The sequence below is a fragment of the Massilia forsythiae genome (assembly GCF_012849555.1).
Lineage (GTDB): Bacteria > Pseudomonadota > Gammaproteobacteria > Burkholderiales > Burkholderiaceae_D > Telluria > Telluria forsythiae.
Genome location: NZ_CP051685.1, coordinates 2,596,351 through 2,619,532 on the forward strand (window position 1 = coordinate 2,596,351; position 23,182 = coordinate 2,619,532).

Sequence of the window (23,182 nt, forward strand, 5' to 3'; positions counted from 1 at the left end):
CCATGAACGTTTCACGCTTTTTCGTCGACAAGCCGATCTTCGCGGCGGTCCTGTCCGTCATCGTGTTCGTGGCGGGCCTGATCTCGATCTTCCAGCTGCCGATCTCGGAATACCCCGAGGTGGTGCCGCCGTCGATCGTGGTGCGCGCCCAGTACCCGGGCGCCAATCCGAAAGTCATCGCCGAGACGGTCGCCACACCGATCGAGCAGGAGATCATCGGCGTCGAGGGCATGCTCTACATGACCTCGCAGAATACCTCGGACGGCGCGCTGCAGCTGACCGTGACCTTCAAGATCGGCACCAACGTCGAGCAGGCCGAGACCGCGGTCCAGAACCGCGTCCAGCGCGCGCTGCCGCGCCTGCCGGAAGAGGTGCGCCAGATCGGCGTCACGACCGTCAAGAGTTCGCCCAACATCACGATGGTGGTGCACCTGAACTCACCGGACGGCCGCTACGACGACCTGTACCTGCGCAACTACGCGACCCTGAACGTGAAGGACCAGCTGGCACGCATCAACGGCATGGGCGACGTCCAGCTGTTCGGCTCGGGCGACTACGCGATGCGCGTCTGGCTCGATCCGCAAAAGGTGGCCGGACGCAACCTGACCGCGACCGACGTCGTCAACGCCATCCGCGAGCAGAACGTGCAGGTGGCGGCCGGCGTGGTCGGCCAGGGGCCGTCCAAGGACGCCGACTTCCAGCTGACCGTGAACACGCAGGGCCGCCTGGCCAGCGTCGAGGAGTTCGGCAACATCGTGGTCAAGACCAACCCGGACGGCGCCGTCACGCTGCTGAAGGACGTGGCGCGCCTGGAGATGGGTTCCAATTCGTATGCGCTGCGCTCGCTGCTGGACAACAAGTCGGCGGTGGCGATCCCGTTGTTCCAGTCGCCGACCGCGAACGCGCTGCAACTGTCGACCGACGTGCGCGCCAAGATGGAAGAACTGTCGAAGGACTTCCCGCAGGGGATGACCTACAGCATCGTGTACGATCCGACCCAGTTCGTGCGCGAGTCGATCGACTCGGTGCTGCACACGCTGATCGAGGCGATCGTGCTGGTGGCCATCGTCGTGATCGTGTTCCTGCAGACCTGGCGCGCTTCCGTGATTCCGCTGCTGGCGGTGCCGGTGTCGGTGGTCGGCACCTTCGCGGTGATGCTCGCCTTCGGCTTCTCGATCAACACGCTGTCGCTGTTCGGCCTGGTGCTGGCGATCGGCATCGTGGTCGACGACGCCATCGTGGTGGTGGAAAACGTCGAGCGCAACATCGAGAACGGCCTGAATCCGCACGATGCCACCGTGCAGGCGATGAAGGAAGTGTCCGGTCCGATCGTCGCCATCGCGCTGGTGCTGTGCGCCGTGTTCGTGCCGATCGCGTTCGTGTCCGCCCTGACCGGCCAGTTCTACCGCCAGTTCGCGCTGACCATCGCCATCTCGACCGTGATCTCGGCCTTCCTGTCGCTGACGCTGGCGCCGGCGCTGTCGGCCGTGCTGCTGCAGCCGCACGGCGCCAAGAAGGACTGGCTGACGCGCGGCATGGACGCCGTGTTCGGCCGCTTCTTCAGGGGTTTCAATCGCTTCTTCAACCGTTCCGCGCACAAGTACGAGGCCGGCGTGCAGGGCGTCCTGAAGCGCAAGAGCGCGTCGCTGGGCGTGTACGCCTTGCTGGCGATTGCCGCCGTCTTCATGTTCAAGGCGGTGCCGCCGGGCTTCGTGCCGGCCCAGGACAAGGCTTACCTGATCGGCTTCGCCCAACTGCCCGATGCCGCCTCGCTCGACCGCACCGACGCCGTGATCCGCAAGATGTCGGACGTGGCGCGCGGCATCCCGGGCGTGGAATCGTCGATCGCCTTCCCGGGCCTGTCGATCAACGGCTTTACCAACGCGCCCAACGCCGGCATCGCCTTCGTCAGCCTGAAGCCGTTCGACCAGCGCCGCGGCAAAGACCAGAGCGCCGAAGCCATCGCCGGCGAGATCAACAAGCGCATGGGCGCCGCCATCGAGGACGCCTTCGTGATGGTGCTGCCGCCGCCGCCGGTCAACGGCCTGGGCACCACCGGCGGCTTCAAGATGATGATCGAGGACCGCGGCAACCTCGGCTACGACGAGTTGAACAAGGCGGTGCAGGCCTTCATGGCCAAGGCCGCGACCGATAAACGGCTGGCCGGCGTGTTCTCGGGCTACCAGATCAACGTGCCGCAGCTGTTCGCCGACGTTGATCGCGTAAAGGCCAAGCAGCTGAGCGTGCCGCTGGCGGAGATCAACCAGACGCTGCAGATCAACCTGGGTTCGCTGTACGTCAACGATTTCAACCAGTTCGGCCGCACCTACCAGGTGCGGGTGCAGGCCGACGCGCCGTTCCGTTCGCAGCGCGAACAGATCGCCCAGCTGAAGGTGCGCAACGACAAGGGCGAGATGATCCCGCTGTCCTCGATCATGACGATCAAGGATGCCTACGGCCCGGACCGCGTGCAGCGCTACAACAACTACGTCGCCGCCGAGATGAACGGCGGCCCGGCCCCGGGCGTGTCGTCGGGCCAGGCGCAGGCGGCGATGGAGGAAATCGCGCGCGAAGTGCTGCCGAAGGGGATCGCCTACGAGTGGACCGATCTGACCTACCAGGACATCCTGTCGGGTAACACCATGATCTACGTGTTCCCGCTGTGCGTGCTGCTGGTGTTCCTGGTGCTGGCCGCCCAGTACGAAAGCTGGACGTTGCCGCTGGCGGTGATCCTGATCGTGCCGATGTCGATCCTGTGCGCGCTGCTTGGCGTCAAGCTGACCGGCGGCGACAACAACGTGTTCACGCAGATCGCGCTGTTCGTGCTGGTGGGACTGGCGTCGAAGAACGCGATCCTGATCGTGGAATTCGCGGTCGAGCTGGAACACCACGGCCGCAGCATCGTCGCCGCCGCGCTGGAAGCCTGCCGCCTGCGCCTGCGTCCGATCCTGATGACCTCGATAGCCTTCATCATGGGCGTGGTGCCGCTGGTGTTCTCGCATGGCGCCGGCGCCGAGATGCGCCACGCGATGGGCGTGGCGGTGTTCGCCGGCATGCTGGGCGTGACCTTCTTCGGCCTGTTCCTGACGCCGGTGTTCTACGTGTTGCTGCGCACGCTGGCCAAGCGTTTCGAGCGTCCCGGCCACAAACACGCCGAAGCCGCGCTGCCTGCCGACCAGGCGCCCGCATTGGAAGGAAACCACTGATGAAAACCATGATGGCACGGGGCGTGGCCCCGAAGTTGATCCCACTTGTGGCGGCGCTGTTGTTGACCGCGTGCGCGGCACCCGAGTTCAGGCAGCCGGCCGTCAGCGTGCCGGCCGCGTTCAAGGAAAACGCCCGCGATGCGGCTGCGGTGGCTGGCGATGCCGGCGCGGTGCGCCGCGCCGCCGACGGCACCACCTGGAAGGTCGGGCAACCGGCCGAAGCCCAGCCGCGCGGCGAATGGTGGCGCGTGTTCCACGACGCCGAACTGGACGCGCTGGTCGCCGAGGCCAGCGCCAACAACCAGAACCTGGCCGTCGCCGCCACGCGCGTCAAGCAGGCGCGGGCGATCGCCGGCATCGCCGAAGCGGACCGCATCCCGCAGGTCGGCGTGGGCATCGGCGCCCAGCGCGCGCGCCTGTCGCCGCTGGAAGCCGCGCTGCCGCCGGGGACGCAGGCGGCGCCCGCCACCACCTATTCGGCGCGGCTGTCGGCCAGCTACGAGGTCGACCTGTTCGGACGGGTGTCCGCCAACGTGGCGGCGGCGCGCCTGGACGCCGGCACGGTGGAGGCGACCTACCGCTCGGTGCTGCTGTCATTGCAGGCCGACGTGGCCCAGACCTGGTTCCGTTTGCGTGCGCTCGACGCCGAACTGGCCACGCTCGACCGCACCGTCCAGCTGCGCGAGGAAAGCGTGCGCGTGACCGGGCGCCGCTTCGAACTGGGCGACATCGGCGAATTCGACCTGGCGCGCGCCAGGACGGAACTCTCCACTGCGCGCGCCGAGGCGATCGGCTTGCAGCGCCAGCGCACGAATGCCGAACACGCGCTGGCGGTCTTGCTGGGCAAGCCGGCATCGAGTTTCGGCGCGCCGGCCAGGCCCATGGCCGCGGACGGCGTGCTGCCCGCGATCCCGGCCGGCCTGCCGTCCGCGCTGCTGGAACGCCGGCCCGACATCGCCGGCGCCCAGCGCACGATGGAGGCGGCCAACGCCCGCATCGGCGTGGCGCGCGCGGCCATGTTCCCGGCCCTGAACATCAGCGCCGACGGCGGCGGCGTGGGCGGCGCGTTCGCCGACGTGTTCAAGTGGAGCAGCCGTTCCTGGCTGCTGGGCGCGGCCCTGTCGATGCCGCTGATCGACGGCGGCCGCAACCGCAACAACGTGGTGCGCAGCGAAGCCGCGCTGGACGAGGCGGTGGCGTCGTATCGCCAGAGCGTGCTGGCGGCGTTCTCCGAGGTCGAGGACAACCTGGCCGGCCTGCGCATCCTGGCCGGGCAGGGCGCCGAACTCGACGCCGCGGTGGTGTCGGCGCGCCGTTCGGCGGACCTGGCGCAAAAGCTGTACGACGCCGGCCGCGGCAGCTACCTGGAACTGCTGGACGCCCAGCGCAACCAGGCCGCGGTGGAACGCGGCGCGGTGCAGCTGCGCGGCGAGCGCGCCGTCACCACGGTGGAGCTGATCCGCGCGCTGGGCGGCGGCTGGGACGGTGCTGCCATGCGCACCGACGAGACGGCGCAGGCGCGCAATTGAAACTGAACCGGGTGTAGAACGAGTCTCCGGCGCTTGCCGATACCGGTGATGCCCTTTGCGGCGGCATGCGCGAGCATGTCGCCGTTTTTTTGCGTGCTTGCGGATGACAAGGGGCATGCGAGCATGGCAATCGCTACCTTTGGCGAGCTCAGCTAGCACGTCGTCCCCGCGCAGGCGGGGATCCATGCTGAGCCACTGAAGCCACGACATTTAAAGCTCCCGGAAAATCCGGGATATCGATTTTTGGAAGTAAGTATAGGTTCCCGCCTGCGCGGGAACGACGGGCAGGTGGCCGTCATGAAGCCGCTGCCATGCGTCCGCCATCCCACCAGACCCGGCGCTAAAATCGCTGCATGCCAACATCCGTACAACCCCCGCTGCTCACCGGCCTCGCTCCCGTCATCGGCTTTGATACCCGTGTCCTGATCCTGGGCAGCTTCCCCGGCGCCGCCTCGCTCGCCGCCCGGCAGTACTACGCCCATCCAAGGAACCAGTTCTGGAAACTGGTCGGCTCGCTGGTCGGCGAGGACCTGTATGCGCTGCCCTACGCCAAGCGCCTGCCGCGCCTGCTGGCGCACCGCATCGGCCTGTGGGACGTGCTGGCCGCCTGCGAGCGCGAGGGCAGCCTCGATGCCGCCATCCGCAAGCCGGCCGCCAACGACTTCGAGCGCCTGCGCCACCTGTGTCCGCAACTGGAAACGGTCGGCTTCAATGGGCAGGCCTCGGGCAAGTTCGCGCCGCAGTTCGCCCGGCACGGCTATCACACTGTGGTGCTGCCGTCGTCCTCGCCGGCGCACATGGCGCTCGGCTTCGAGCAGAAGCTGGCACGCTGGCGCGCGCTGGTCGATCCGGCGGCGGCCGCGCAGGACGAGGTGCAGATGGATCTGTTGCGCTAGTCGTCCAGGCAAGCCAGGACGGCGGCGCTGTCGACCACGGTCGCGTACTCGCCGTCCAGGTTGGCGAGCGCCATCAGGTGGACCTCGTCCGCGCTGCGCGGCGTGCCCGCGTAGTCCGGCTTGGCGAAGGCGAAGGTGGCGTCGCTCACCACGCGCACCTCGAAGCCGAGATTGCCGGCCGTGCGCGCGCTGGCTTCCACCGAGTTGTTGGTGCTGACGCCGACCATGACCAGGCGCCCGATGCCGCGCACGTGCAGCCAGCGCTCCAGGCCGGAGTGGATGAAGCAGTCGGGCACGTTCTTTTCGACGACGTGTTCGCCGTCCAGCGGCAGGAAGGCGTCCTGGAACGCCGCGCCGCGCTGGCCCGGGGCGAACAGCGAGCGCGGCGAGCGCGAGATGTGGCGTACGTGGACGATCGGGGCTTCGGTGCGGCGCCAGGCGGTCAGCAGGTCGGCGATGCGGCGTTCGGCGTCCGGATTGTTGCGCTGGCCGGCGGCGGGGTTGGCCATGCAGTTCTGCATGTCGATGATGATCAGGGCGGCGGCGGGCGATATGGGCATGATGGCGGCGCGGGCGTTGTCGGAAGGTTCATCATAACCCCTTGCAGGCACCCCTTTTATTCTGGCGCAACGTCCCCATATCGGATCTATCCCCAAGTTCGTACGGCGCCACATGCAGCTGGCGCCGTCCTTTTTTCCCGATTTTGACTGACCCTGCGTCGATGGCAGCGCGGCATGCGCGGTTGCGTTGGCGGCGCCGTTGCCGTCCTCGTCGCTACCGGAAAAGCTTGGCCGCTGCCCATATCGTAAAGGACAATGAAATGAAAGAAGAGCTGATCGAAATGCAGGGCAAGGTCACCGAAGTGTTGCCGGAGATGCGCTTTCGCGTGGATCTGGAGAATGGCCACCAGCTGGTGGCGTACACGTCCGGGCGGATGAAGAAGAACCACATCCGCATCATCGCCGGCGACCGCGTGACGCTGGAGATGTCGCCGTATGACTTGAACAAGGGGCGGATCACCTTCCGTCACCTGGAAACGCGCGGGGCGCCGATGCCGTCGGCGGCGCGCCAGCGCCGGCGCTAAATCGCGTCGTCCCCGTGCAGACGGGGACCCATGCTGAATATCCAAAGCTGTTATTTTTGAAGTATTCCAATCGATTCCAGCATATCGGGTTCGGTTGCGCAGTATGGGCCCCCGCCTTCGCGGGGGCGACGATATCCAGGGCCGGCTTTCGCGAGGAAGCTGGCCCTTTGTCATTGGCGCTCGGAGATCGCGGCGGCAGTACCCGGCCGGCGCAGCTGCGCCAGTTCGGCTGCATACAGCGCGCGCCGCTCGGCGCGGGTGCTGGTGTCGAACGCCTGCGCCAGCTGTGCGCGCGCCTGGCTGTCCTCGCCCAGGCGCAGGTGCGCCAGTCCCAGCCAGTAATGGAATTCGTCGTTGTAGCCGGCGCGCTCGACCTCGCGCCGGAACAGGTCGCGCGCGCTGATAAACTCGCCGCGCCGGAAGGCGGCCACGCCCTGGTGGAAGTAGAAGTAGGGCGGCGCCGGCTGCAGGCGCGCCAGCCGCTCGGCCAGCGCGCGCGCCTCGTCGGGGCGGCCGCGCTGGGCCAGCAGCGGGCCGAGGTTCTGCAGTGTCGCAACGCTGTCCGGCGCGCGTTCCAGCGCCGCGCGGTAGGCCGTTTCGGCCAGCGCCGGGCGGGCGCTGCGCTGGTAGACCACGCCGAGGGTATTGTAGGCGGTCGCCTCGAGCGGATTGGCCAGCACCGCCGCCCGCGCCCACCAGTAGGCGTCGTCGAGGCGGCCTGCCACCAGGGCTTCGGCGGCGCGGTTGTTCATGTACAGGGACACGATATCGTTTTCCTCCAGCTGGCGCACGCGCAGGCGCGCGGCGTCCGGCGGCGGCAGGAAATCGACCAGCAGTTCGCGCTCGGCGTCGGGGTCGTAGGCACTGCGCATGCGCCGGCCGAGGGCGACGTTGACGTGCGAGGAGGCCAGGTACAGGCCGCCCTGGCGCGTCCAGGCGTCTTCCACGATCACCTGCTGGAAGCGCGCCGTCATGCCCAGTTCCCTGGCGAAGGCGGCGGTCATGATCACCAGCGACAGGCAGTTGCCGGAACGCGCCGCATAGGTCTCGGCCGCAGTCCCGGTGACGCTCGCTTCATAGTCGAGCTTCAGGTCGCGTTTGCTGTACAGCGCGTCGATCAGGCCGCGCTGCAGGCCCCTGGCGCGCAGGTGCGCGGCAAAGGCGGGGCTGCGCAGGTAGGCCCGCATGGCGGGGCTGACGGCGAACAGGCCGGCGGCGCCGACTGGCGCCGAGGGAGGGGCGAAGCCGGCGTCGGCGAACAGGCCGGGCGGCGGCGCGGTATCGCGCGCGGGCAGGGCGGCGCATCCGGCGAACAGGAACGGCGCCAGCACGAGGATCAGGCGCGCCGGCGCGGTCATCGACGACAAAGGCGGCGGCAGCCATCGCATGATTCCTCCCTCGGCGGCGCCGGCAGCGGGCCGCCGCTACGAGTATCGGCCGCCGCGCGAGGGAAGTCAAAACCTCAATCGTCGCCGTGGAACGCTTCCAACAGTTCGTCGAACAGCTCGGCGGTTTCCTCGTCGGACAGGCCGAGGTAGGCCAGGGCGCGCGCGCCGCCCTTGTGCCATTCGGGCGATTCGCCGTGGCCCTGGTACTTGCAGATGGCGTTTTCCGCCAGTAGTGCCAGCGCCACCAGCGAGCGCACCGTCGAGGGGCTGCTGGCATCGTCCAGCACCGTGAAATCGTGGTGCTGGAGGATGGCCCAGCCGAGGTCGCCGGACAAGCCCCAGTTGCGCGCCAGCAGGCAGCCGACGGCGGCGTGGTTGGTGCTGTGGCGCGCGTCCTCCAGCGCGGTGAACGAATGTTCGGCGTCGAGCGAGGCGGCGGCGTAGGTGGCGCGGTAGTCGAGGAAGCGGTTCATCAGCAACGGCACGCCGGTGTCGCAGAACAGGCCGAAGGTGTGGGCCACGTCGGCTTCGCCGATGCGCAGGCGGCGCGACAGGTACACCATCGCCTGGGCGCGCCGGGTCGACACGTCCCAGAAGCTGGCCAGCGCTTCGCTGTCGGCGGGAATCGCCTGGCGCGCCAGCAGGCCGGTCATCAGCGCGGCGACCTGGTTGATGCCGAGGAACAGGATCGCCTGCTCGATCGACTTGGCCTGGCGCCGCCCGCCGTAGATCGACGAATTGGCCAGCTTCAGCAGGGCGCCCGACATGCCGACGTCGCTGGCGACGATGCGGCCGATGGCGTCCGGGCTCGGGTCGCTCGATGCCAGTTCACGCTGCAGGTCCGCCAGCAGGCTGGGACGCGGTGGAATACGGATCGACTTGATCAAGGCGTCGACCGGATCCTCGGCGCCGGGGCGCGCCAGGACGGATGCTGTGCTCATGGATGAAAGAGAAAGAATGATGCCGTAAGGAAATATCGACAGAGTGTAGCACTAACTGCGGCGGCGTGATAGTTGCGCCGGTACATCGACTTCACGTCACGCACCAAGCTGCACGGGCTGCGCCGGGCGTGCGGCCCGTCGGGTACGGCTGTTGTAGGATGCATACATGTCTTCTTCTTCCATCCTTGCCGGCATCGATTTTTCGGCGCCATCCCATGTCGTCGCCCGCCGGATGATCGGCATGACCGTGCTGGTGGACGGCATCGGCGGGCGCATCGTCGAAACCGAGGCGTACGACGGCGAGGATCCGGCCTCGCACAGCTTTTCCGGACCGAGCGAGCGCAACATCGCGATGTTCGGCGCACCGGCGCACGCGTACGTGTACCGTTCCTACGGCATCCACTGGTGCCTGAATTTCGTGTGCCGGGAAGCGGGGCATGGCGCCGGGGTCTTGATCCGCGCGCTGGAACCCGTGGCCGGTCTGCAGACGATGCGGGAAAGGCGCGCCACCGATGATGAATGGCTGCTGTGTTCCGGACCCGGCAAGCTGTGCCAGGCGCTCGGGGTGACGCGGGCCCTGAACGGGCATCCGCTGGCGCAGCCGCCGTTCGAGCTGGCGGCCGCGCCGGAGGACATCGAGGTGGTGACCGGACCGCGCATCGGCATCTCGAAGGCGGTCGACGTGCCGTGGCGCTTCGGCCTGAAGCATTCGCGCTACGTCAGCAAGCCGTTCAAGTGACGATCGCGCACGTCTTGTCGCGTTTATTTCTCGTAGCGCCTACTTCTTGTAGATGCCGGCTTCCAGCGTGACGTCGCCGACCTTGTAGATGTACGAGGTCTTCGCTTCGACCTTGCCGTTGGCCGGGTTCTTGAACTTGTAGTCGACCCAGCCCTTGCCCTTGGTCTTGGCCACGTCCAGGATTTCGCGGCGGAACAGCTTGCCGTCGACGTCGGGCACGTCCAGCAGATCCTTGCCGACCATCGCCGGATTGACCGGATTGGCCAGCACGACCCCCTTGTTGTCGCGCATTACCAGGTAGAGCGGACCCTCGACGTAGTCCGGGTTCTTGGCATTGATCTGCTTGATCATTTCATCCTTGCCCTTGGCCTTCATGAAGGCGGCGCCCTTTTCGACCAGGGCGATGGCGTCCTTGTCGGTCGGATCGTTGACGGATGCGAAGGCGAACGTGCAGGCGCCGGCCGTGGCCAGCAACAGGACGGTGTGTCGTAAGCGGTTCATGGTTTAGTTTCCTCGTAAAAATTGTTGACTAAAGGAACTGTAAACACATGTGCTTTACAGCCTTTGTTTGAGCGCAAAGGCCTGACCCTCTGCGAACGCGCAAGCAACAATTTGTGAGTATTGGTGCGGTGCCGCTGAAATTGCGTGATCGCAATTGCATTGTTTCACATGTACCTACCATTGATTGCGCATTTTCAGTGTCTCTCCCGCGGGTGTCCCGCTCGCGTCCCCCGTCACGCCAACATGAGGTAACCATGCACAAGATTGCAATTATCGGATTGGGTCCGCGCGGCCTGTCCGTGTTCGATCGGATCATCGCCTATGCCAGGAACGATACGAGCGCCTCGCCGCTCGAGCTGTATATTTTCGACGGCAAGGAATTCGGTCCAGGCTGCCACACGACCGATCAGGGATCGCACTTGCTGGTCAATACCGTGGCGTGCCAGATGACCCAGTTTTCCGACGATACGGTGCGCGGCGGCGGTCCGCTGCTGTACGGTCCCGCGTTTGCCGACTGGCTCAGCAGCAAGAGCGGCAGCGCGCCGGACGCGCCCGCGGGCCGCGTCGACATCGACCGCAACGGCTATTATTCGCGCGCCCTGTTCGGCGACTACCTGCGCTGGTGCTTCGATTACGTGAAGAAGCTGGCGCCGCCGCACGTGACGATCTACCTGCACAATTTTTCGACGGTCGAAGACCTCGAATGGAAGGGCGGCGGCTGGCAGGTGTCGTACGACGGCCAGGGCTACCTCGCCGACTTCGTGTTCCTGACCACCGGCCACGCGCGCAAGGTGCCCACCGAACGCGAGCGCGAGCTGATGAGCAAGGTGGAAGCGGGGCGCATGCGCAATCCGCGCCTGCAGCTGGTGCTCGAACCCTACCCGATCCGCAACGCGGTGTCGGGCGTGACCGAGCGCGACACGGTGGCGATCGAAGGCATCGGCCTGACCACCTTCGACCTGCTGGCCCAGCTGACCAGCGCGCGCGGCGGCGCGTTCGAGCCGTGCGGGAAGACGGAGCCGGCCGGGCGCCTGCGCTACCGTCCCTCGGGCAAGGAGCCGCGCATCCTGCTGTATGCGCGCTCCGGGCTGCCGCTGACGGCGCGCGCGGCCAACCAGAAGGGCGTGTTCGGCCAGTACAAGGCCAAGTTCCTGACCCTGGCCAAGGTCGAGGAACTGCGCGCCGCGACGCCCGGCGGCCAGCTCGATTTCCAGCGGCAGATCATGCCGCTGCTGCTGTGCGACATGCAGTTCGCCTACTACTTCTCCTACCTGCACCAGCGCCACGACCGGCTCACCGCGCTGGTGTTCAGCAACGAGTTCCTGGCCGCCGACAGCGCCGCGGCGCGCCAGACCCTGATCGACAAGCGCGTGCCGCGCCGCGACCAGCTGTCGTGGGAGGCGATGGTCAACCCGGTCCCGGCGCGCGCGCTGCAGAGCCGGCGCCAGTACGACGACTGGCTGCGCGGCTACCTGTGGCGCGACGTCGAGCAGGCCCTGCTCGGCAACCTGAACAGCCCGGTGAAGTCGGCCTGCGACGTGCTGCGCGACGTGCGCGACGTGATCCGCAGCGCGATCGACTTCGCCGGCCTGACCGAAGAGTCGCACCGCTGGCTGCTGGGCGAATTCCTGCCGATCATGAACCGGCTGGCGGTGGGACCGCCGAAGGAACGCATCCAGCAACTGCTGGCGCTGATGGACGCCGGCGTGGTCAGCGCCGACTTCGGCCCCGGCGCGCGCGGCGTGTACGACGAGGACGCCGGCTGCTTCGTGGTGCGCGACCACTGGGGCGGCAGCGAGCAGGCCAACGTGCTGGTGCGCGCGCGCGCCTCGCTGCCGGGGCCGCTGGAAGACCGCTCGCCGCTGATGCGCAAGATGGTCAAGCGCGGCATCGTCAAGCCGTTCATGAACGGCGCCTTCCATCCGGGCGGGATCACGGTCGACCGCAACATGAACGTGGTCGGCGCCGACAGCGCCGTGCAGGACACCCTGTGGGCACTCGGCACCCTGGTCGAAGGCTGCAAGTTCTACACCTTCGTGCTGCCCCGTCCGGGCGCGAACTCGACCACCATGGTCGATGCCGGCCGCGCGGTCGGGCGCATGATGGAAGCGATCGCGCAGCGCGACCGCCAGGACGAGGCGCTGCCGGCCATGGACGGGCCGGCGCCGGCGCTCGCCGCCGGGCCCGCGGCGCCGGCCTGCGCGTTCGACGCCTGGCCGCAGCAGGCCGGCGCCCCGCTGCCCGCCAACGACCTGGCCGCGGCCTGAATCCATGGGCGGATGGCGCAATCGTGCGGCCGGGGCGGTTCCCGGCCTGTGCGGCATGGCGGCCACGCTGACCGGGGTCGGCGTGGCCCGCTTCGCGTACGCCGCGATCCTGCCGGTGCTGGTGCAGCAGGGCTGGTTCGGGCGCGCCGCCGCGGGCCACCTGGGCGCGGCCAACCTGGCCGGCTACCTGCTCGGCATCGGCGTGGCGGCCGTGCTGGCCGGGCGCTGCGCCCCGGGCCGGCAGGTGCGCTGGTCGATGCTGCTGTGCGCACTGAGCCTGTTCGCCTGCGCCTGGCGCGGCGGCGGCATGCCCTGGTTCCTGTTCTGGCGCGTGGTGGCCGGGGCTTGCGGCGCGATCCTGATGGTGCAGGCGCCGGTGCTGATCCTGCCGCGCGTGGCGGCGGCGCGGCGCGGCCGCGTGGCCGGGCTGATCTTCTCGGGCGTCGGCCTGGGCATCGTCGCCGCCGCTACCGTGGTGCCGGCGCTGGCCGCGCACGGCCTGGCGCTGGCGTGGCTGGGGCTGGGCGGCATCTGCGCGCTGCTGACGGCCGCGTCCTGGCGCTACTGGGGCGGGCTGCCGGCGCCCGCGCCTGCGTCCGTGCCGGCCGCGCCGGCCGCGTCCCAGGGCGATGCGACCGGCTCCCGGCATGGCTGGTCCGCACCCATCCTGCTGCTGTGCCTCGCCTACACACTGAACGCGGTCGGCTACCTCCCGCACACGCTGTTCTGGGCCGACTACATCACACGCGAGCTGCACCGGCCGCTGGCCGCCGCCGGCTTCTTCTGGGGCTGCTTCGGCCTCGGCGCCGCCTGCGGACCCTACCTCACCGGCGTGCTGGCCGACCGCTTCGGCCTGGCGCGCACGCTGGGGATCGGCTTCGCGCTGAAGGCAGTCGGCGTGGCCTTGCCGCTGCTGGCGAGCGGCGCCCCGGCCCTGCTGGTATCGTCGGTGCTGGTCGGCTTCTTCTCGCCGGGGATCGTCGGCGCCGCTTCCAGCTACGCCCTCGAGATCGGCGGCGTGGCGCGCCACCGCCGCAACTGGATGGCGATGAACCTGTGCTTTTCGCTGGCCCAGGCCGGCGGCGCCAGCATGATGACGGCGTTGATGGAAGGACGGGCCTCGTATGCGATCCTGTTCTGGATCAGCGCCGGCGCGCTGGCGCTGTCGGCGCTGTGCATCGTCGCCATCGCCGCGTGGCGGCGCAGGCAGGTGCCGGAAGGGGAGTTGGCGCCGGTGGTGGCGTGAAGGAAGGGCGGTAGCGTCAAGGCAGCGGCGCCGCGGGATGGCGCCGCTGCCGTTTTCTCAACCGCGCCTGCCGCGGGCGCGCGCCTGGCGGCCCTGGTTGCGGTCTAGCTGGTCCTGCTGCTGGTCCTGCTTCCGGTGCTGGTTACGGCTCTGGTCGGGCAGGGCGCGGCGCGCTGCGCGCATCGGGCTGTCGTGGCCGCGCCGCTCGGCCGGCAGCGCGAACGACGATGCTTCTTCTTCCACCGGCGCCGCCGGCAGCGCGCCGTCCGTCTCCACCGCATGTTCCGCCTCCGCTCCTTCGATCTGGAAGATCGAGATCGCGCGCGCCAGGTTGACGGTCTGCTCGTGCAGGCTGGCCGCCGCGGCCGCCGCCTGCTCGACCAGCGCGGCGTTCTGCTGGGTCATGTCGTCCATCTGCCCGACCGCGCGGTTGACTTCGACGATGCCGTCGGCCTGCTCGTCGCTGGCCACGCTGATGCGGCTGATGATGTCGTTCACCTGCTGCACCGACGCCACCACGCTGCCCATGCTGGCGCCGGCCTCGTTGACCGAGGCGCTGCCGTTGTCGATGATCGCCACCGAATCGGCGATCAGCGCCTTGATCTCCTTGGCCGCCGACGCCGAGCGCTGCGCCAGCGTGCGCACTTCGGACGCCACCACCGCGAAGCCGCGGCCCTGCTCGCCGGCGCGCGCTGCTTCCACCGCCGCGTTCAGCGCCAGGATATTGGTCTGGAACGAGATGCCGTCGATGACGCCGATGATCTCGACGATCTTGCGCGAGCTGGCGCGGATCGATTCCATGGTGTTCACCGCGCGGTCGACCGCGGCGCCGCCGCTGGCCGCCAGCTGGCTGGCCTCGGCCGCCAGCCCGGTCGCCAGGCGCGCGCTCTCGGCGTTCTTCTTGACCGCCTGGGTCAGCGTTTCCACCGCGCTGGCGGTCTCTTCGAGCGAACCGGCCTGCATCTCAGTGCGCGCCGACAGGTCCAGGTTGCCGCTGGCGATTTCCTTCGAGGCGGTGTCGATCGAGCGCACCGAGCCGGTGATGCTGCGCAGGGTCGTGTTCAGGGTCGCGATCGTGTGGTCGAGCGCGCGCGAGGCTTCGGCGATCTCGTCGCGGCCGTCGTTGGCGGCCACGCTGGTCAGCCGGCCCTCGGCCAGGTCGCCCACCACCGCCGAGATGACCTGGATGTCCTTCAGCATGGCGCGCCGCACCAGCATGGTCACCCCCAGCGACAGTACGATCGACAGCAGTACCAGCGCCGCCATGGTCATGCCGAGCTCGTGGAACTCGTCCTTGGCGTCGCCGTGCGCCTGCGTACTCAGGTCGCGTTCCAGCGTCGCCAGCTGGGCCAGGTTGGCGTTCAGCGTCAGGAAGCGTTTTTCCGCGGTCTGCATGGCGCCGGTGGCGGTCGACTGGTCGAGCTGGGCCAGGTCGATGCAATCCTTGACGCTTTTATGGTACACCGCCAGCGCCGCGCCGGAGGCGTCGATCAGCTTGCGCTCGGCCGGTTCGGCCACCCTGGCCAGGTCCGTCAGCCGGGCCTGGATCGCCTCGTGCTTCCTGGCGATGTCGGCGGTCATGGCCTTGATGCGGTCGTCGGAAAAGCTGCCGGCCATCGAGGCCAGCAGCTGGTAGATGCTGGCATGCGCGTACTTGGCGTCGCCGGCGATGTCGGCCGCCGCCTGCAGGCGCGCGGCGCGTACCTGCACCATGTTTTCCAGCGATGCGTTCTGGCGCACCATGCCGTAATACGCCGCGCCCGACAGCAGCAGCAGCAACAGCAGCACCAGGGACGGCGCCAGCAACAGTTTGGGACCGATCCGCAATTTCTTGAGCATGTCTTCCTCTTGGAAAAAGTTTCTTACGGGCATTTGATACGGTATGCCGGGCGGGGGTGGCCAGGCTTGCGCTGTCACAAGAAGGGGTAAAATGCGCGATTTCCACGCTTATCCAGAGGTAGAACAATATGAGGTTAGTTCGCTACGGCCGCCCCGGCAAAGAAAAGCCCGGCCTGTTCGATGAAGAAGGCCGCCTGCGCTCGCTGGCCGGCGTGATCGACGATATCGACGCCTCGGTGCTGTCGGAAAAGGCCTTGCGCAAGCTGGCCAGGGTCGACTGGAAGACGCTGCCGCTGGTGCGCGGCAACCCACGCTTCGGCGTGCCGGTCAAGGGCGTCGGCAAGTTCATCGGTATCGGCATGAATTACTCGGACCACGCGGCCGAAGTCGGGGCGCCGATCCCGCCGGAACCGATCCTGTTCATGAAGGCGACCAGCTCGCTGTCCGGCCCGGACGATCCGGTCCAGCTGCCGCCGGGCTCGAAGAAGACCGACTGGGAAGTGGAACTGGGCGTGGTGATCGGCGAGCGCGCCCGATACGTCAGCGAAGCGGACGCCCTGAAGTACGTGGCCGGCTATTGCGTCGTCAACGACGTCTCCGAGCGCGCCTACCAGTTCGAGCTGGGTTCGCAGTGGGACAAGGGCAAGGGCTGCGACACCTTCGGCCCGGTCGGCCCGTTCCTGGTGACCAAGGACGAGATTTTCGACGTGCAGGACCTCGACCTGTACCTGGAACTCAACGGCAAGCGCATGCAGACCGGGAACACGTCGAACATGATCTTCACGGTGGCGCAGATCGTCAGCTACCTGTCGCGCTTCATGACGCTGGAGCCGGGCGACATCATCAGTACCGGCACCCCGCCGGGCGTGGGTTTCGGCCGCACGCCGCAGCGCTTCCTCAAGAAGGGCGACCAGCTGCGCCTGGGCATCGCCGGCCTGGGCGAGCAGCAGCAGGAAGTGCTCGCCTTTCCCAAGCCGTGAACGGGATGGATCGCTGACGTTCGAGAATGTTAGCGATCAACAATCGTGTTATCGGAAGCGCTGTGCGGCACCGGGAAACGATCGATGCATGGTCGGGAGCCGGCGTCCACGGTGGCAAGTCGAGACGACGCTGCGGTTGACGGTGCTGTCTCGATGACAATACACTCCAGGGTGATTGCGCTAACAAAAATAATCCATACCGTGATGCCGGCCATCCCGGAGCGCGCAATCTTCTCATCCTGGAGGAGTCATGCAACAAACGCATCGAACCGGACCCGGTCCGGGTGCATCCGGCCGCCCGCGCGTCGCGGACAACGGCCGTCGCTTTTACCTTGAAATCGGCCGCGGCATCCGCTGGCCGGCCTGCCTGCTGGCGGCGGCACTGGCGTCGGGCGCGGCGCCCGCCGCCGTAGCGAGCGCAGTAGCAGCGCAGCAGGAGGCCGTCGCAACGGCAGCCGCGCCGCCATCGATGGTGGCGTCGATGGCGGCCGCCGTGCGCCAGTCGGCGCAACGCCTGGCGCCGCGCCAGCGCATCCTGCTCGACGAAGGATGGCGCTTCCACCTGGGCGACCCGGAGGGCGCCGGCGACGCCTATTTGTACGACATCCGCCCGCAGGTGACGGCATCGGCCGACGGCAAGGTGGCCGACGCCGTACCGGAAGAAGCGGCGCGCGTCGCCGCCAGTGCGCGCCAGGTGCTCAAGCCTTGGATCCTCCCGAGCGGCAACGCCTTTATCGCCGACGCGGCCAAGCGATACCAGCGTCCGGCGGGCGAGCCGGCCATCGACGCCCCGTTCGCGCGCGCCGGCTTCGACGACGGCGCCTGGAAAGCGGTGCGCCTGCCGCACGACTGGGCCATCGAGGGGCCGTTCCTCGCCAGCGGCCCGTACGGCGGCATGGGGCGTTTGAAAACCTGGGGGCCGGCCTGGTACCGCAAGACCGTCCGCCTGGACGCCACCGACGCCGGCAAATCGATCTTCCTCGACGTCGACGGCGCCATGGCCTACGCCAGCGTGTGGGTCAACGGCCGCCTGGCGGGGGGCTGGCCGTACGGCTACAACGGCTTTCGCATCGACCTCACGCCCTACTTGAAAGCGGGCGCCGACAACCAGCTCGCCATCCGCCTCGATAACACGCCGGAGTCGGCGCGCTGGTATCCGGGCGCGGGCCTGTACCGCAACGTCTGGCTGACCAAGACCGCGCCGCTGCACGTGGGGCAGTGGGGCGTGAAAGTGACCACGCCCGAGGTGTCGCCGGAAGCGGCGCGGGTCGCCTGGCAGGTGCGGCTGGAAAACGCCGGCAAGGTCCCGGCCATGGCCGATGTCGTCACCGAACTGTTCGCGCTGGACGAGCAGGGCCGTCCCGGCGCCGCCGCGGTGGCGAGCAGCACCTCGGCGCGCACCGCGGTCGCCCCCGGCGCCGGCATCGACGTGGCCGGCGCGGCGCGCCTGCCGAAGCCGCGCCTGTGGGGGCCGCTGCCGAACCAGAAGCCGAACCGCTACCTGGCGCGGGTGACGGTGCGCCAGGACGGGCGCGTGGTCGACCGCTACGAAACGCCGTTCGGCATCCGTTCGCTGCGCTTCGATCCGGATTCGGGCCTGGTGGTCAACGGCGAAAAGGTGCCGCTGCGCGGCGTCAACAACCACCACGACCTGGGTGCGCTGGGCGCCGCCTTCAACGTGCGCGCCGCCGAGCGCCAGCTGCAGATGCTGCAGGAGATGGGCGTGAACGCCCTGCGCATGAGCCACAACCCGCCCGATCCGCAATTGCTGGAGCTGACCGACCGCATGGGTATCGTGGTGATGGACGAGGTGTTCGATTCCTGGCAGAGAAAGAAGACGCCGCTCGATTTCCACCTGATCTTCCCCGACTGGCACGAACAGGACCTGCGCGCGATGCTCCGGCGCGACCGCAACCACCCGTCGATCGTCATGTGGAGCGTCGGCAACGAGGTCGGCGAGCAGTACACGGGAGAAGAGGGCGCCGCCATCGGCCGCGAACTGGTGGCCATCGCGCACCAGGAAGACGCGACGCGCCCGGCCACCAGCGCCATGAACTGGGCCAAGGCCGACATGCCGCTGCCGGCCACGATGGACGTCATCAGCCTGAACTACCAGGGCACCGGCATTCGCACGCTGCCGGGCCAGTTCCCGGCGTTCCGCGCGCGCTTCCCGGACAAGGTGATCCTGCACACCGAGAGCGCCTCGGCGCTGTCCTCGCGCGGCGCGTACCAGTTCCCGGTGCCGGGCGTGGCCAGCGCGGCGGTGCGACCCGGTTCGGGCGGCGACCCGGCCACGAAACAGGTCAGCGCCTACGAACTGTTCGCCGCCGACTTCGGCAGCTCGGCCGACCGCGCGTTCGGCGCGCTCGACCAGAACCCGTACACGGCCGGCGAATTCGTCTGGACCGGCTTCGACTACCTGGGCGAGCCGACCCCGTACTACGACGCGCGCAGCTCGTATTCCGGCATCATCGACCTGGCCGGCTTCAAGAAGGACCGTTATTACCTGTACCAGTCGCGCTGGCGCCCGGAACTGCCGATGGCGCACATCCTGCCGCACTGGACCTGGCCGGAGCGCGTCGGCCAGGTCACGCCGGTGCACGTGTTCACCTCGGGCGACGAGGCCGAGCTATTCGTCAACGGCAAGTCGCAGGGACGCCAGAAAAAGGCGCCGTACGCCTACCGCCTGCGCTGGGACTACGTGAACTACGAACCGGGCGAAGTCACCGTGGTCGCCTACCGCGACGGCAGGGAGTGGGCGCGTTCCTCGGTGCGCACCGCGGGCGAGGCGGCGCTGCTGCAGGCCGAGGCCGACCGCGCCGTCATCGCCGGCGACGGCCGCGACCTGGCCTTCGTCACCGTGCGCGTGGCCGACAAGGACGGCAGGACGTCACCGCGTGCGTCGCAGCGCGTGCGCTTCAAGGTCGAGGGCGCGGGCGAGTTGGTGGCCACCGACAATGGCGATCCGACCGACCTGGAGGCGTTCCCGTCGCCGGAACGGGCCGCGTTCAACGGCCTGGTGCTGGGGATCGTGCGCGCACGGCCGGGGGCGCAGGGCGACATCACGGTGCGCGCGAGCGCACCGGGGTTGCGGGAAGCGGTGGTGAAGGTGCGGGCGGTGCGCGGCGAAGATTGAGCAGCCACACCGTCGTCCCCGCGAAGGCGGGGACCCATACATCGTTTCCGAAGTCGCGTACCCTGGAAGCATCACGGCGTTTCCAGGACGACGAATTCTGATATTCAGCATGGGTCCCCGCCTGCGCGGGGACGACGTACAGCCCCCTGCGCGAGCAGTAGCTTCCGGCAGTATCGGGCACGACACCAGCGCCATCAAAAACACCCCACCTGCGCCTCCTTCACCACCTCCATCAGCGCCGCATCGATCGCCTCCTTCAGGCGCGCCACGATCTCCGACAACTGCGCCGCGCTGGCGATGAAGGGCGGCGCCAGCAGCACATGGTCGCCCTGGCGGCCGTCGACGGTGCCGCCCGCCGCGGCCACCAGCAGGCCGGCTTCCAGCGCCCTGTCCCGCACCAGCGCGTGCAGCTTCAGCTCGGGCGCGAACGGCGCCCTGGTGGCGCGGTTGCGTACCAGTTCCAGTCCCATCAACAGGCCGCGTCCGCGGATGTCGCCGACGTGTTCGTGGCCGCCGAACACGTCGCCCAGCATGCGCCGCAGCGTGGCGCCGCGCTTCTGCACCTGGATCAGCAGGTCGTCGCGCTCGATCACGTCCTGCACCGCCAGCGCGGCGGCGGCCGCCACCGGGTGGCCGCTGCAGGTATGGCCGTGTGAAAAGGCGCCGCTGCCGGCGCGCAGGCGCTCGACGATGGCGCCGTTGACCAGCACCGCGCCGATCGGCGCATAGCCCGCGCCCAGGCCCTTGGCCAGCGTGACCAGGTCGGGCGCCACGCCGTCCTGCTCGAGCGCGAACAGGGTGCCGGTGCGGCCCATGCCGCAGGTGGCTTCGTCGGCGATGAACAGGATGCCGTACTTGTCGCACAGTGCGCGCACGCCGCGGAAGTAGCCGGGCGTGGGCGGGACGGCGCCGCCGCCGATGCCGGCCACCGGTTCGGCGCAGAACGCGATCACGTGGTCCGGGCCGGCATGCAGGATCGTCGCTTCCAGTTCGTCCAGCAGGGATGCGGTGTACTCCGCGGTGTCCTGGTCCGCCGGCCTGCCGCGGTATTCGTAGCAGGGCGATACCCGCGGCACGTCCATCAGCAGCGCCGCGAACGGCCGGCGGCGCGACTCGTTGCCGCCCAGCGCCAGCGCGCCCAGCGTGTGGCCGTGGTCGCTCTGGCGGCGTGCGATGAAGACGGAGCGCCGCAGTTCGCCGGCCTCGACGAAGTACTGGCGCGCCAGCTTGAGCGCCGCCTCCATCGCCTCGGCGCCGCCGGACACCAGGTACACGCCGCCGATCCCGGCCGGCGCGCGCGCCACCAGCCGCTCGGCCAGTTCCTCGGCCGCGTCGCTGGTGAAGAAGCCGGTATGCGCATAGGCGCAGCGGTCGATCTGGCGGCGCATGGCGGCCAGGATGTCCGGTTGGCCGTAGCCGAGCGAGCACACGCCGGCGCCGGCGCCGGCATCGATGCAGGTGCGGCCCTGGCGGTCGCGCAAATAGATGCCTTCGCCGCCAACCGCGACGGGCGGCATGTGGCGCAGGCTGCGGTGAAGGATGTGGCTCATCGGCGGTCTCCTCGGAAGATTGACATTCGACAATAGGCGCGATGTCCGGAGATTCCTTTGATTTTTGCCTTGATGCATGCGAATATTTTCGGGTGGACAACGCCCGACTATCATGAGCGATCGCCTTCCTCCCATTCCGCCGTCCGCGTGGACCGATGACCAGCGCGCCGCGGCCCGGGACATCGTCGACGGGCCGCGCGGCGCCTTGGAAGGCCCGTTCGTGGCGCTACTGCGCAGTCCGGAATTGACGGGGCACGTGCAGCGCCTGGGCGCCTACCTGCGCTACCGCAGCGCCATCGGCATGCGCCTGTCGGAGCTGGCGATCCTGGTCACCGCGCGCGCGTGGGACCAGCAGGTCGAATGGGCGATCCACGAACCGATCGCGCGCCGGGCGGGCATTTCTGCCGGCGTCATCGAGGCGATCGCCCGGCGCGAGCGCCCGCAGGGAATGGCGGCCGACGAAGCGGCGGTGGTCGACTTCTGCGTCGCGCTGCACCGCGACAAGCGCGTTCCGGACCGCGTGTATGCCGATGCCCTGGCGCTGTTCGGCGAACAGGGCGTGGTCGACCTGATGGCAGTGAACGGCTACTACACCTTGCTGGCGATGGTGATGAACGCCGCGCAGACCGCGGCGCCGCCGTCGAGCGCGGCGCCGCTGCCGGATTGAACGGCCATCAGGACAGCGTCGCCAGCGCCTTCGGTTCGAACGCCGTCAATCCGGCCTGGTCGCCGGCCTTGACCTTGGCCGCCCATTGCGGATCGGCCAGCAGCGCGCGGCCCACCGCGATCAGGTCGAACTCGCCGCGTTCCATGCGCGCCAGCAGGCCGTCCAGGTGCGCCACGGCGGCGCCCTTGCCGGCGAAGGCGGACAGGAATTCGCCGTCCAGCCCGACCGAGCCGACGCTGATGGTGGCGGCGCCGGTCAGCTTCTTGGCCCAGCCGGCGAAGTTCAGGCCCTGCTCGCCGTCGATTTCCGGGAATTCCGCTTCCCAGAAACGGCGCTGCGAGCAGTGCAGCACGTCGGCGCCGGCTTCCACCAGCGGCAGCAGCCATTGCGTCATGGCGTCCGGGTCAGCGGCCAGCTTGACGTCGTAGTCCTGCTGCTTCCACTGGCTCAGGCGCAGGATGATCGGGAAGTCGGGACCGACCGCGGCGCGCGCCGCCTTCACCACCTCGGCGGCGAAGCGGCTGCGCTGCGCCAGCGTGGCGCCGCCCCAGCGGTCGTCGCGGCGGTTGGTGCCGTCCCAGAAGAACTGGTCGATCAGGTAGCCGTGCGCGCCGTGGAGTTCGAAGGTGTCGAAGCCGAGGGTCTTGGCAGCGCGCGCGGCGGCGCCGAAGGCGGCGATGGTGTCGGCGATGTCCTCGTCGCTCATCGCCACGCCGCGTGCGGCGCCGGGCGCCACCAGGCCGGACGGGCTTTCGGGGGCGCCGTCGGGCGTCCAGTCGGTGCCGGGACCGGGTACCGAGCCGACGTGCCAGATCTGCGGTCCCATCTTGCCGCCGGCGCCGTGCACGGCGTCGATCACGCGCTTCCAGCCGTCCAGCGCGGCGCCGTGGAAGGAGGGAATCTGCGGCAGGTTCTTGGCCGCCGGGCGGGCGATGGTGGTGCCTTCGGAAAGGATCAGGCCGACGTCGGCGGCGGCGCGGCGGGTGTAGTAGTCGGCGACGGCGCCGTCCGGAATGCCGTTCGGCGAGAAGTTGCGCGTCATCGGCGCCATCACGATGCGGTTCTTCAGTTCCAGCGTCTTGAGGCGGAACGGCTGGAACAGGATGTCGGCGGGGGACTGCGCGGTGGAAGATGGGGTCATCGGCATGCTCCGTGGGTAAATAGGAGGGAGCATGGTAGCAACGATACGGAAAACGCGCCGGCGGCCGCGGCG

At 68.7% G+C, this 23,182-nt stretch carries 17 protein-coding genes; 10 read left to right on the forward strand and 7 right to left on the reverse strand.

The genetic code is table 11. The features are described from left to right. The first annotated feature begins 2 nt into the window (after nt 1-2). From HH212_RS11180 to HH212_RS11190, 3 genes are all read left to right on the forward strand, one after another. Complete coding sequence (locus HH212_RS11180) at nt 3-3,206, forward strand: efflux RND transporter permease subunit (RefSeq protein WP_170202545.1); 3,204 nt, start codon at nt 3-5, stop codon at nt 3,204-3,206. Continuing rightward, on the forward strand, nt 3,206-4,735 hold the full coding sequence (locus HH212_RS11185) for an efflux transporter outer membrane subunit (RefSeq protein ID WP_170202546.1): 1,530 nt from the start codon (nt 3,206-3,208) through the stop codon (nt 4,733-4,735). The genes HH212_RS11180 and HH212_RS11185 overlap by 1 nt, the downstream gene beginning before the upstream one ends. Nucleotides 4,736-5,088: 353 nt before the next feature. Then, a complete protein-coding gene (locus HH212_RS11190) occupies nt 5,089-5,631 on the forward strand; it encodes a DNA-deoxyinosine glycosylase (protein WP_170202547.1) in 543 nt (180 codons plus the stop codon). Here HH212_RS11190 and HH212_RS11195 read toward each other — a convergent pair. Then, nucleotides 5,628-6,191 (reverse strand): cysteine hydrolase family protein, encoded by a 564-nt coding sequence (locus HH212_RS11195; protein ID WP_170202548.1) that lies wholly within the window; start codon nt 6,189-6,191, stop codon nt 5,628-5,630. The genes HH212_RS11190 and HH212_RS11195 overlap by 4 nt on opposite strands. Before the next feature lie 260 nt (nt 6,192-6,451). Here HH212_RS11195 and infA point away from each other — a divergent pair, with 260 nt between their 5' ends. Continuing rightward, entirely contained in the window at nt 6,452-6,715 is a 264-nt protein-coding gene (gene infA, locus HH212_RS11200; protein WP_170202549.1) for a translation initiation factor IF-1, read from the forward strand. A 170-nt stretch (nt 6,716-6,885) separates the two neighbouring features. Here infA and HH212_RS11205 read toward each other — a convergent pair whose 3' ends face one another. Beyond that, complete coding sequence (locus HH212_RS11205; RefSeq protein WP_229217671.1) at nt 6,886-8,103, reverse strand: tetratricopeptide repeat protein; 1,218 nt, start codon at nt 8,101-8,103, stop codon at nt 6,886-6,888. A 74-nt stretch (nt 8,104-8,177) separates the two neighbouring features. Beyond that, entirely contained in the window at nt 8,178-9,044 is an 867-nt protein-coding gene (locus HH212_RS11210; RefSeq protein WP_170202550.1) for an HDOD domain-containing protein, read from the reverse strand. Between the two features lie 166 nt (nt 9,045-9,210). On the opposite strand from HH212_RS11210, the gene HH212_RS11215 reads away from it, so the two are divergent. Continuing rightward, nucleotides 9,211-9,783: a DNA-3-methyladenine glycosylase gene (locus HH212_RS11215; RefSeq protein ID WP_170202551.1), complete on the forward strand. Its 573-nt coding sequence runs from the start codon at nt 9,211-9,213 to the stop codon at nt 9,781-9,783. A gap of 39 nt (nt 9,784-9,822) precedes the next feature. Here HH212_RS11215 and HH212_RS11220 read toward each other — a convergent pair whose 3' ends face one another. Continuing rightward, the gene (locus HH212_RS11220) at nt 9,823-10,284 is read right to left on the reverse strand and encodes a cache domain-containing protein (RefSeq protein WP_170202552.1); all 462 of its coding nucleotides are present in this window, start codon (nt 10,282-10,284) and stop codon (nt 9,823-9,825) included. Between the two features lie 254 nt (nt 10,285-10,538). On the opposite strand from HH212_RS11220, the gene HH212_RS11225 reads away from it, so the two are divergent. Next, nucleotides 10,539-12,551 carry an FAD/NAD(P)-binding protein gene (locus HH212_RS11225; RefSeq protein WP_170202553.1) on the forward strand — a complete coding sequence of 671 codons (2,013 nt, stop codon included), beginning with the start codon at nt 10,539-10,541 and terminating at the stop codon, nt 12,549-12,551. A 4-nt stretch (nt 12,552-12,555) separates the two neighbouring features. Continuing rightward, nucleotides 12,556-13,797, forward strand: coding sequence for a YbfB/YjiJ family MFS transporter (locus HH212_RS11230; RefSeq protein ID WP_170202554.1), 1,242 nt, complete (start codon nt 12,556-12,558; stop codon nt 13,795-13,797). A gap of 57 nt (nt 13,798-13,854) precedes the next feature. On the opposite strand, the gene HH212_RS11235 is transcribed toward HH212_RS11230, so the two are convergent. Beyond that, entirely contained in the window at nt 13,855-15,636 is a 1,782-nt protein-coding gene (locus HH212_RS11235) for a methyl-accepting chemotaxis protein (protein WP_170202555.1), read from the reverse strand. A 128-nt stretch (nt 15,637-15,764) separates the two neighbouring features. On the opposite strand from HH212_RS11235, the gene HH212_RS11240 reads away from it, so the two are divergent. Further along, entirely contained in the window at nt 15,765-16,616 is an 852-nt protein-coding gene (locus HH212_RS11240) for a fumarylacetoacetate hydrolase family protein (protein ID WP_170202556.1), read from the forward strand. 250 nt (nt 16,617-16,866) lie between these two features. After that, a complete protein-coding gene (gene galB, locus HH212_RS11245) occupies nt 16,867-19,752 on the forward strand; it encodes a beta-galactosidase GalB (RefSeq protein ID WP_229217672.1) in 2,886 nt (961 codons plus the stop codon). Between the two features lie 194 nt (nt 19,753-19,946). Here galB and HH212_RS11250 read toward each other — a convergent pair whose 3' ends face one another. After that, nucleotides 19,947-21,302: an aspartate aminotransferase family protein gene (locus HH212_RS11250; RefSeq protein WP_170202557.1), complete on the reverse strand. Its 1,356-nt coding sequence runs from the start codon at nt 21,300-21,302 to the stop codon at nt 19,947-19,949. 112 nt (nt 21,303-21,414) lie between these two features. Between HH212_RS11250 and HH212_RS11255 the strand changes: the two genes are divergently transcribed. Beyond that, nucleotides 21,415-21,969: a carboxymuconolactone decarboxylase family protein gene (locus HH212_RS11255; protein ID WP_170202558.1), complete on the forward strand. Its 555-nt coding sequence runs from the start codon at nt 21,415-21,417 to the stop codon at nt 21,967-21,969. Nucleotides 21,970-21,976: 7 nt separating this feature from the next. Here HH212_RS11255 and HH212_RS11260 read toward each other — a convergent pair whose 3' ends face one another. Next, a complete protein-coding gene (locus HH212_RS11260) occupies nt 21,977-23,110 on the reverse strand; it encodes an NADH:flavin oxidoreductase (RefSeq protein WP_170202559.1) in 1,134 nt (377 codons plus the stop codon). Nucleotides 23,111-23,182: the final 72 nt, after the last annotated feature.

Bases quoted from the DNA above. Each gene is read 5' to 3' on its own strand.
- HH212_RS11190 (WP_170202547.1), top strand. From the start codon at position 5,089: ATGCCAACATCCGTACAACCCCCGCTGCTCACCGGCCTCGCTCCCGTC.
- HH212_RS11225 (WP_170202553.1), top strand. From the start codon at position 10,539: ATGCACAAGATTGCAATTATCGGATTGGGTCCGCGCGGCCTGTCCGTG.
- HH212_RS11195 (WP_170202548.1), bottom strand. From the start codon at position 6,191: ATGCCCATATCGCCCGCCGCCGCCCTGATCATCATCGACATGCAGAAC.
- HH212_RS11255 (WP_170202558.1), top strand. From the start codon at position 21,415: ATGAGCGATCGCCTTCCTCCCATTCCGCCGTCCGCGTGGACCGATGAC.
- HH212_RS11235 (WP_170202555.1), bottom strand. From the start codon at position 15,636: ATGCTCAAGAAATTGCGGATCGGTCCCAAACTGTTGCTGGCGCCGTCC.
- HH212_RS11180 (WP_170202545.1), top strand. From the start codon at position 3: ATGAACGTTTCACGCTTTTTCGTCGACAAGCCGATCTTCGCGGCGGTC.
- HH212_RS11205 (WP_229217671.1), bottom strand. From the start codon at position 8,103: ATGCGATGGCTGCCGCCGCCTTTGTCGTCGATGACCGCGCCGGCGCGC.
- infA (WP_170202549.1), top strand. From the start codon at position 6,452: ATGAAAGAAGAGCTGATCGAAATGCAGGGCAAGGTCACCGAAGTGTTG.
- HH212_RS11260 (WP_170202559.1), bottom strand. From the start codon at position 23,110: ATGACCCCATCTTCCACCGCGCAGTCCCCCGCCGACATCCTGTTCCAG.
- HH212_RS11215 (WP_170202551.1), top strand. From the start codon at position 9,211: ATGTCTTCTTCTTCCATCCTTGCCGGCATCGATTTTTCGGCGCCATCC.
- HH212_RS11250 (WP_170202557.1), bottom strand. From the start codon at position 21,302: ATGAGCCACATCCTTCACCGCAGCCTGCGCCACATGCCGCCCGTCGCG.
- HH212_RS11240 (WP_170202556.1), top strand. From the start codon at position 15,765: ATGAGGTTAGTTCGCTACGGCCGCCCCGGCAAAGAAAAGCCCGGCCTG.
- galB (WP_229217672.1), top strand. From the start codon at position 16,867: ATGCAACAAACGCATCGAACCGGACCCGGTCCGGGTGCATCCGGCCGC.
- HH212_RS11230 (WP_170202554.1), top strand. From the start codon at position 12,556: ATGGGCGGATGGCGCAATCGTGCGGCCGGGGCGGTTCCCGGCCTGTGC.
- HH212_RS11210 (WP_170202550.1), bottom strand. From the start codon at position 9,044: ATGAGCACAGCATCCGTCCTGGCGCGCCCCGGCGCCGAGGATCCGGTC.
- HH212_RS11185 (WP_170202546.1), top strand. From the start codon at position 3,206: ATGAAAACCATGATGGCACGGGGCGTGGCCCCGAAGTTGATCCCACTT.
- HH212_RS11220 (WP_170202552.1), bottom strand. From the start codon at position 10,284: ATGAACCGCTTACGACACACCGTCCTGTTGCTGGCCACGGCCGGCGCC.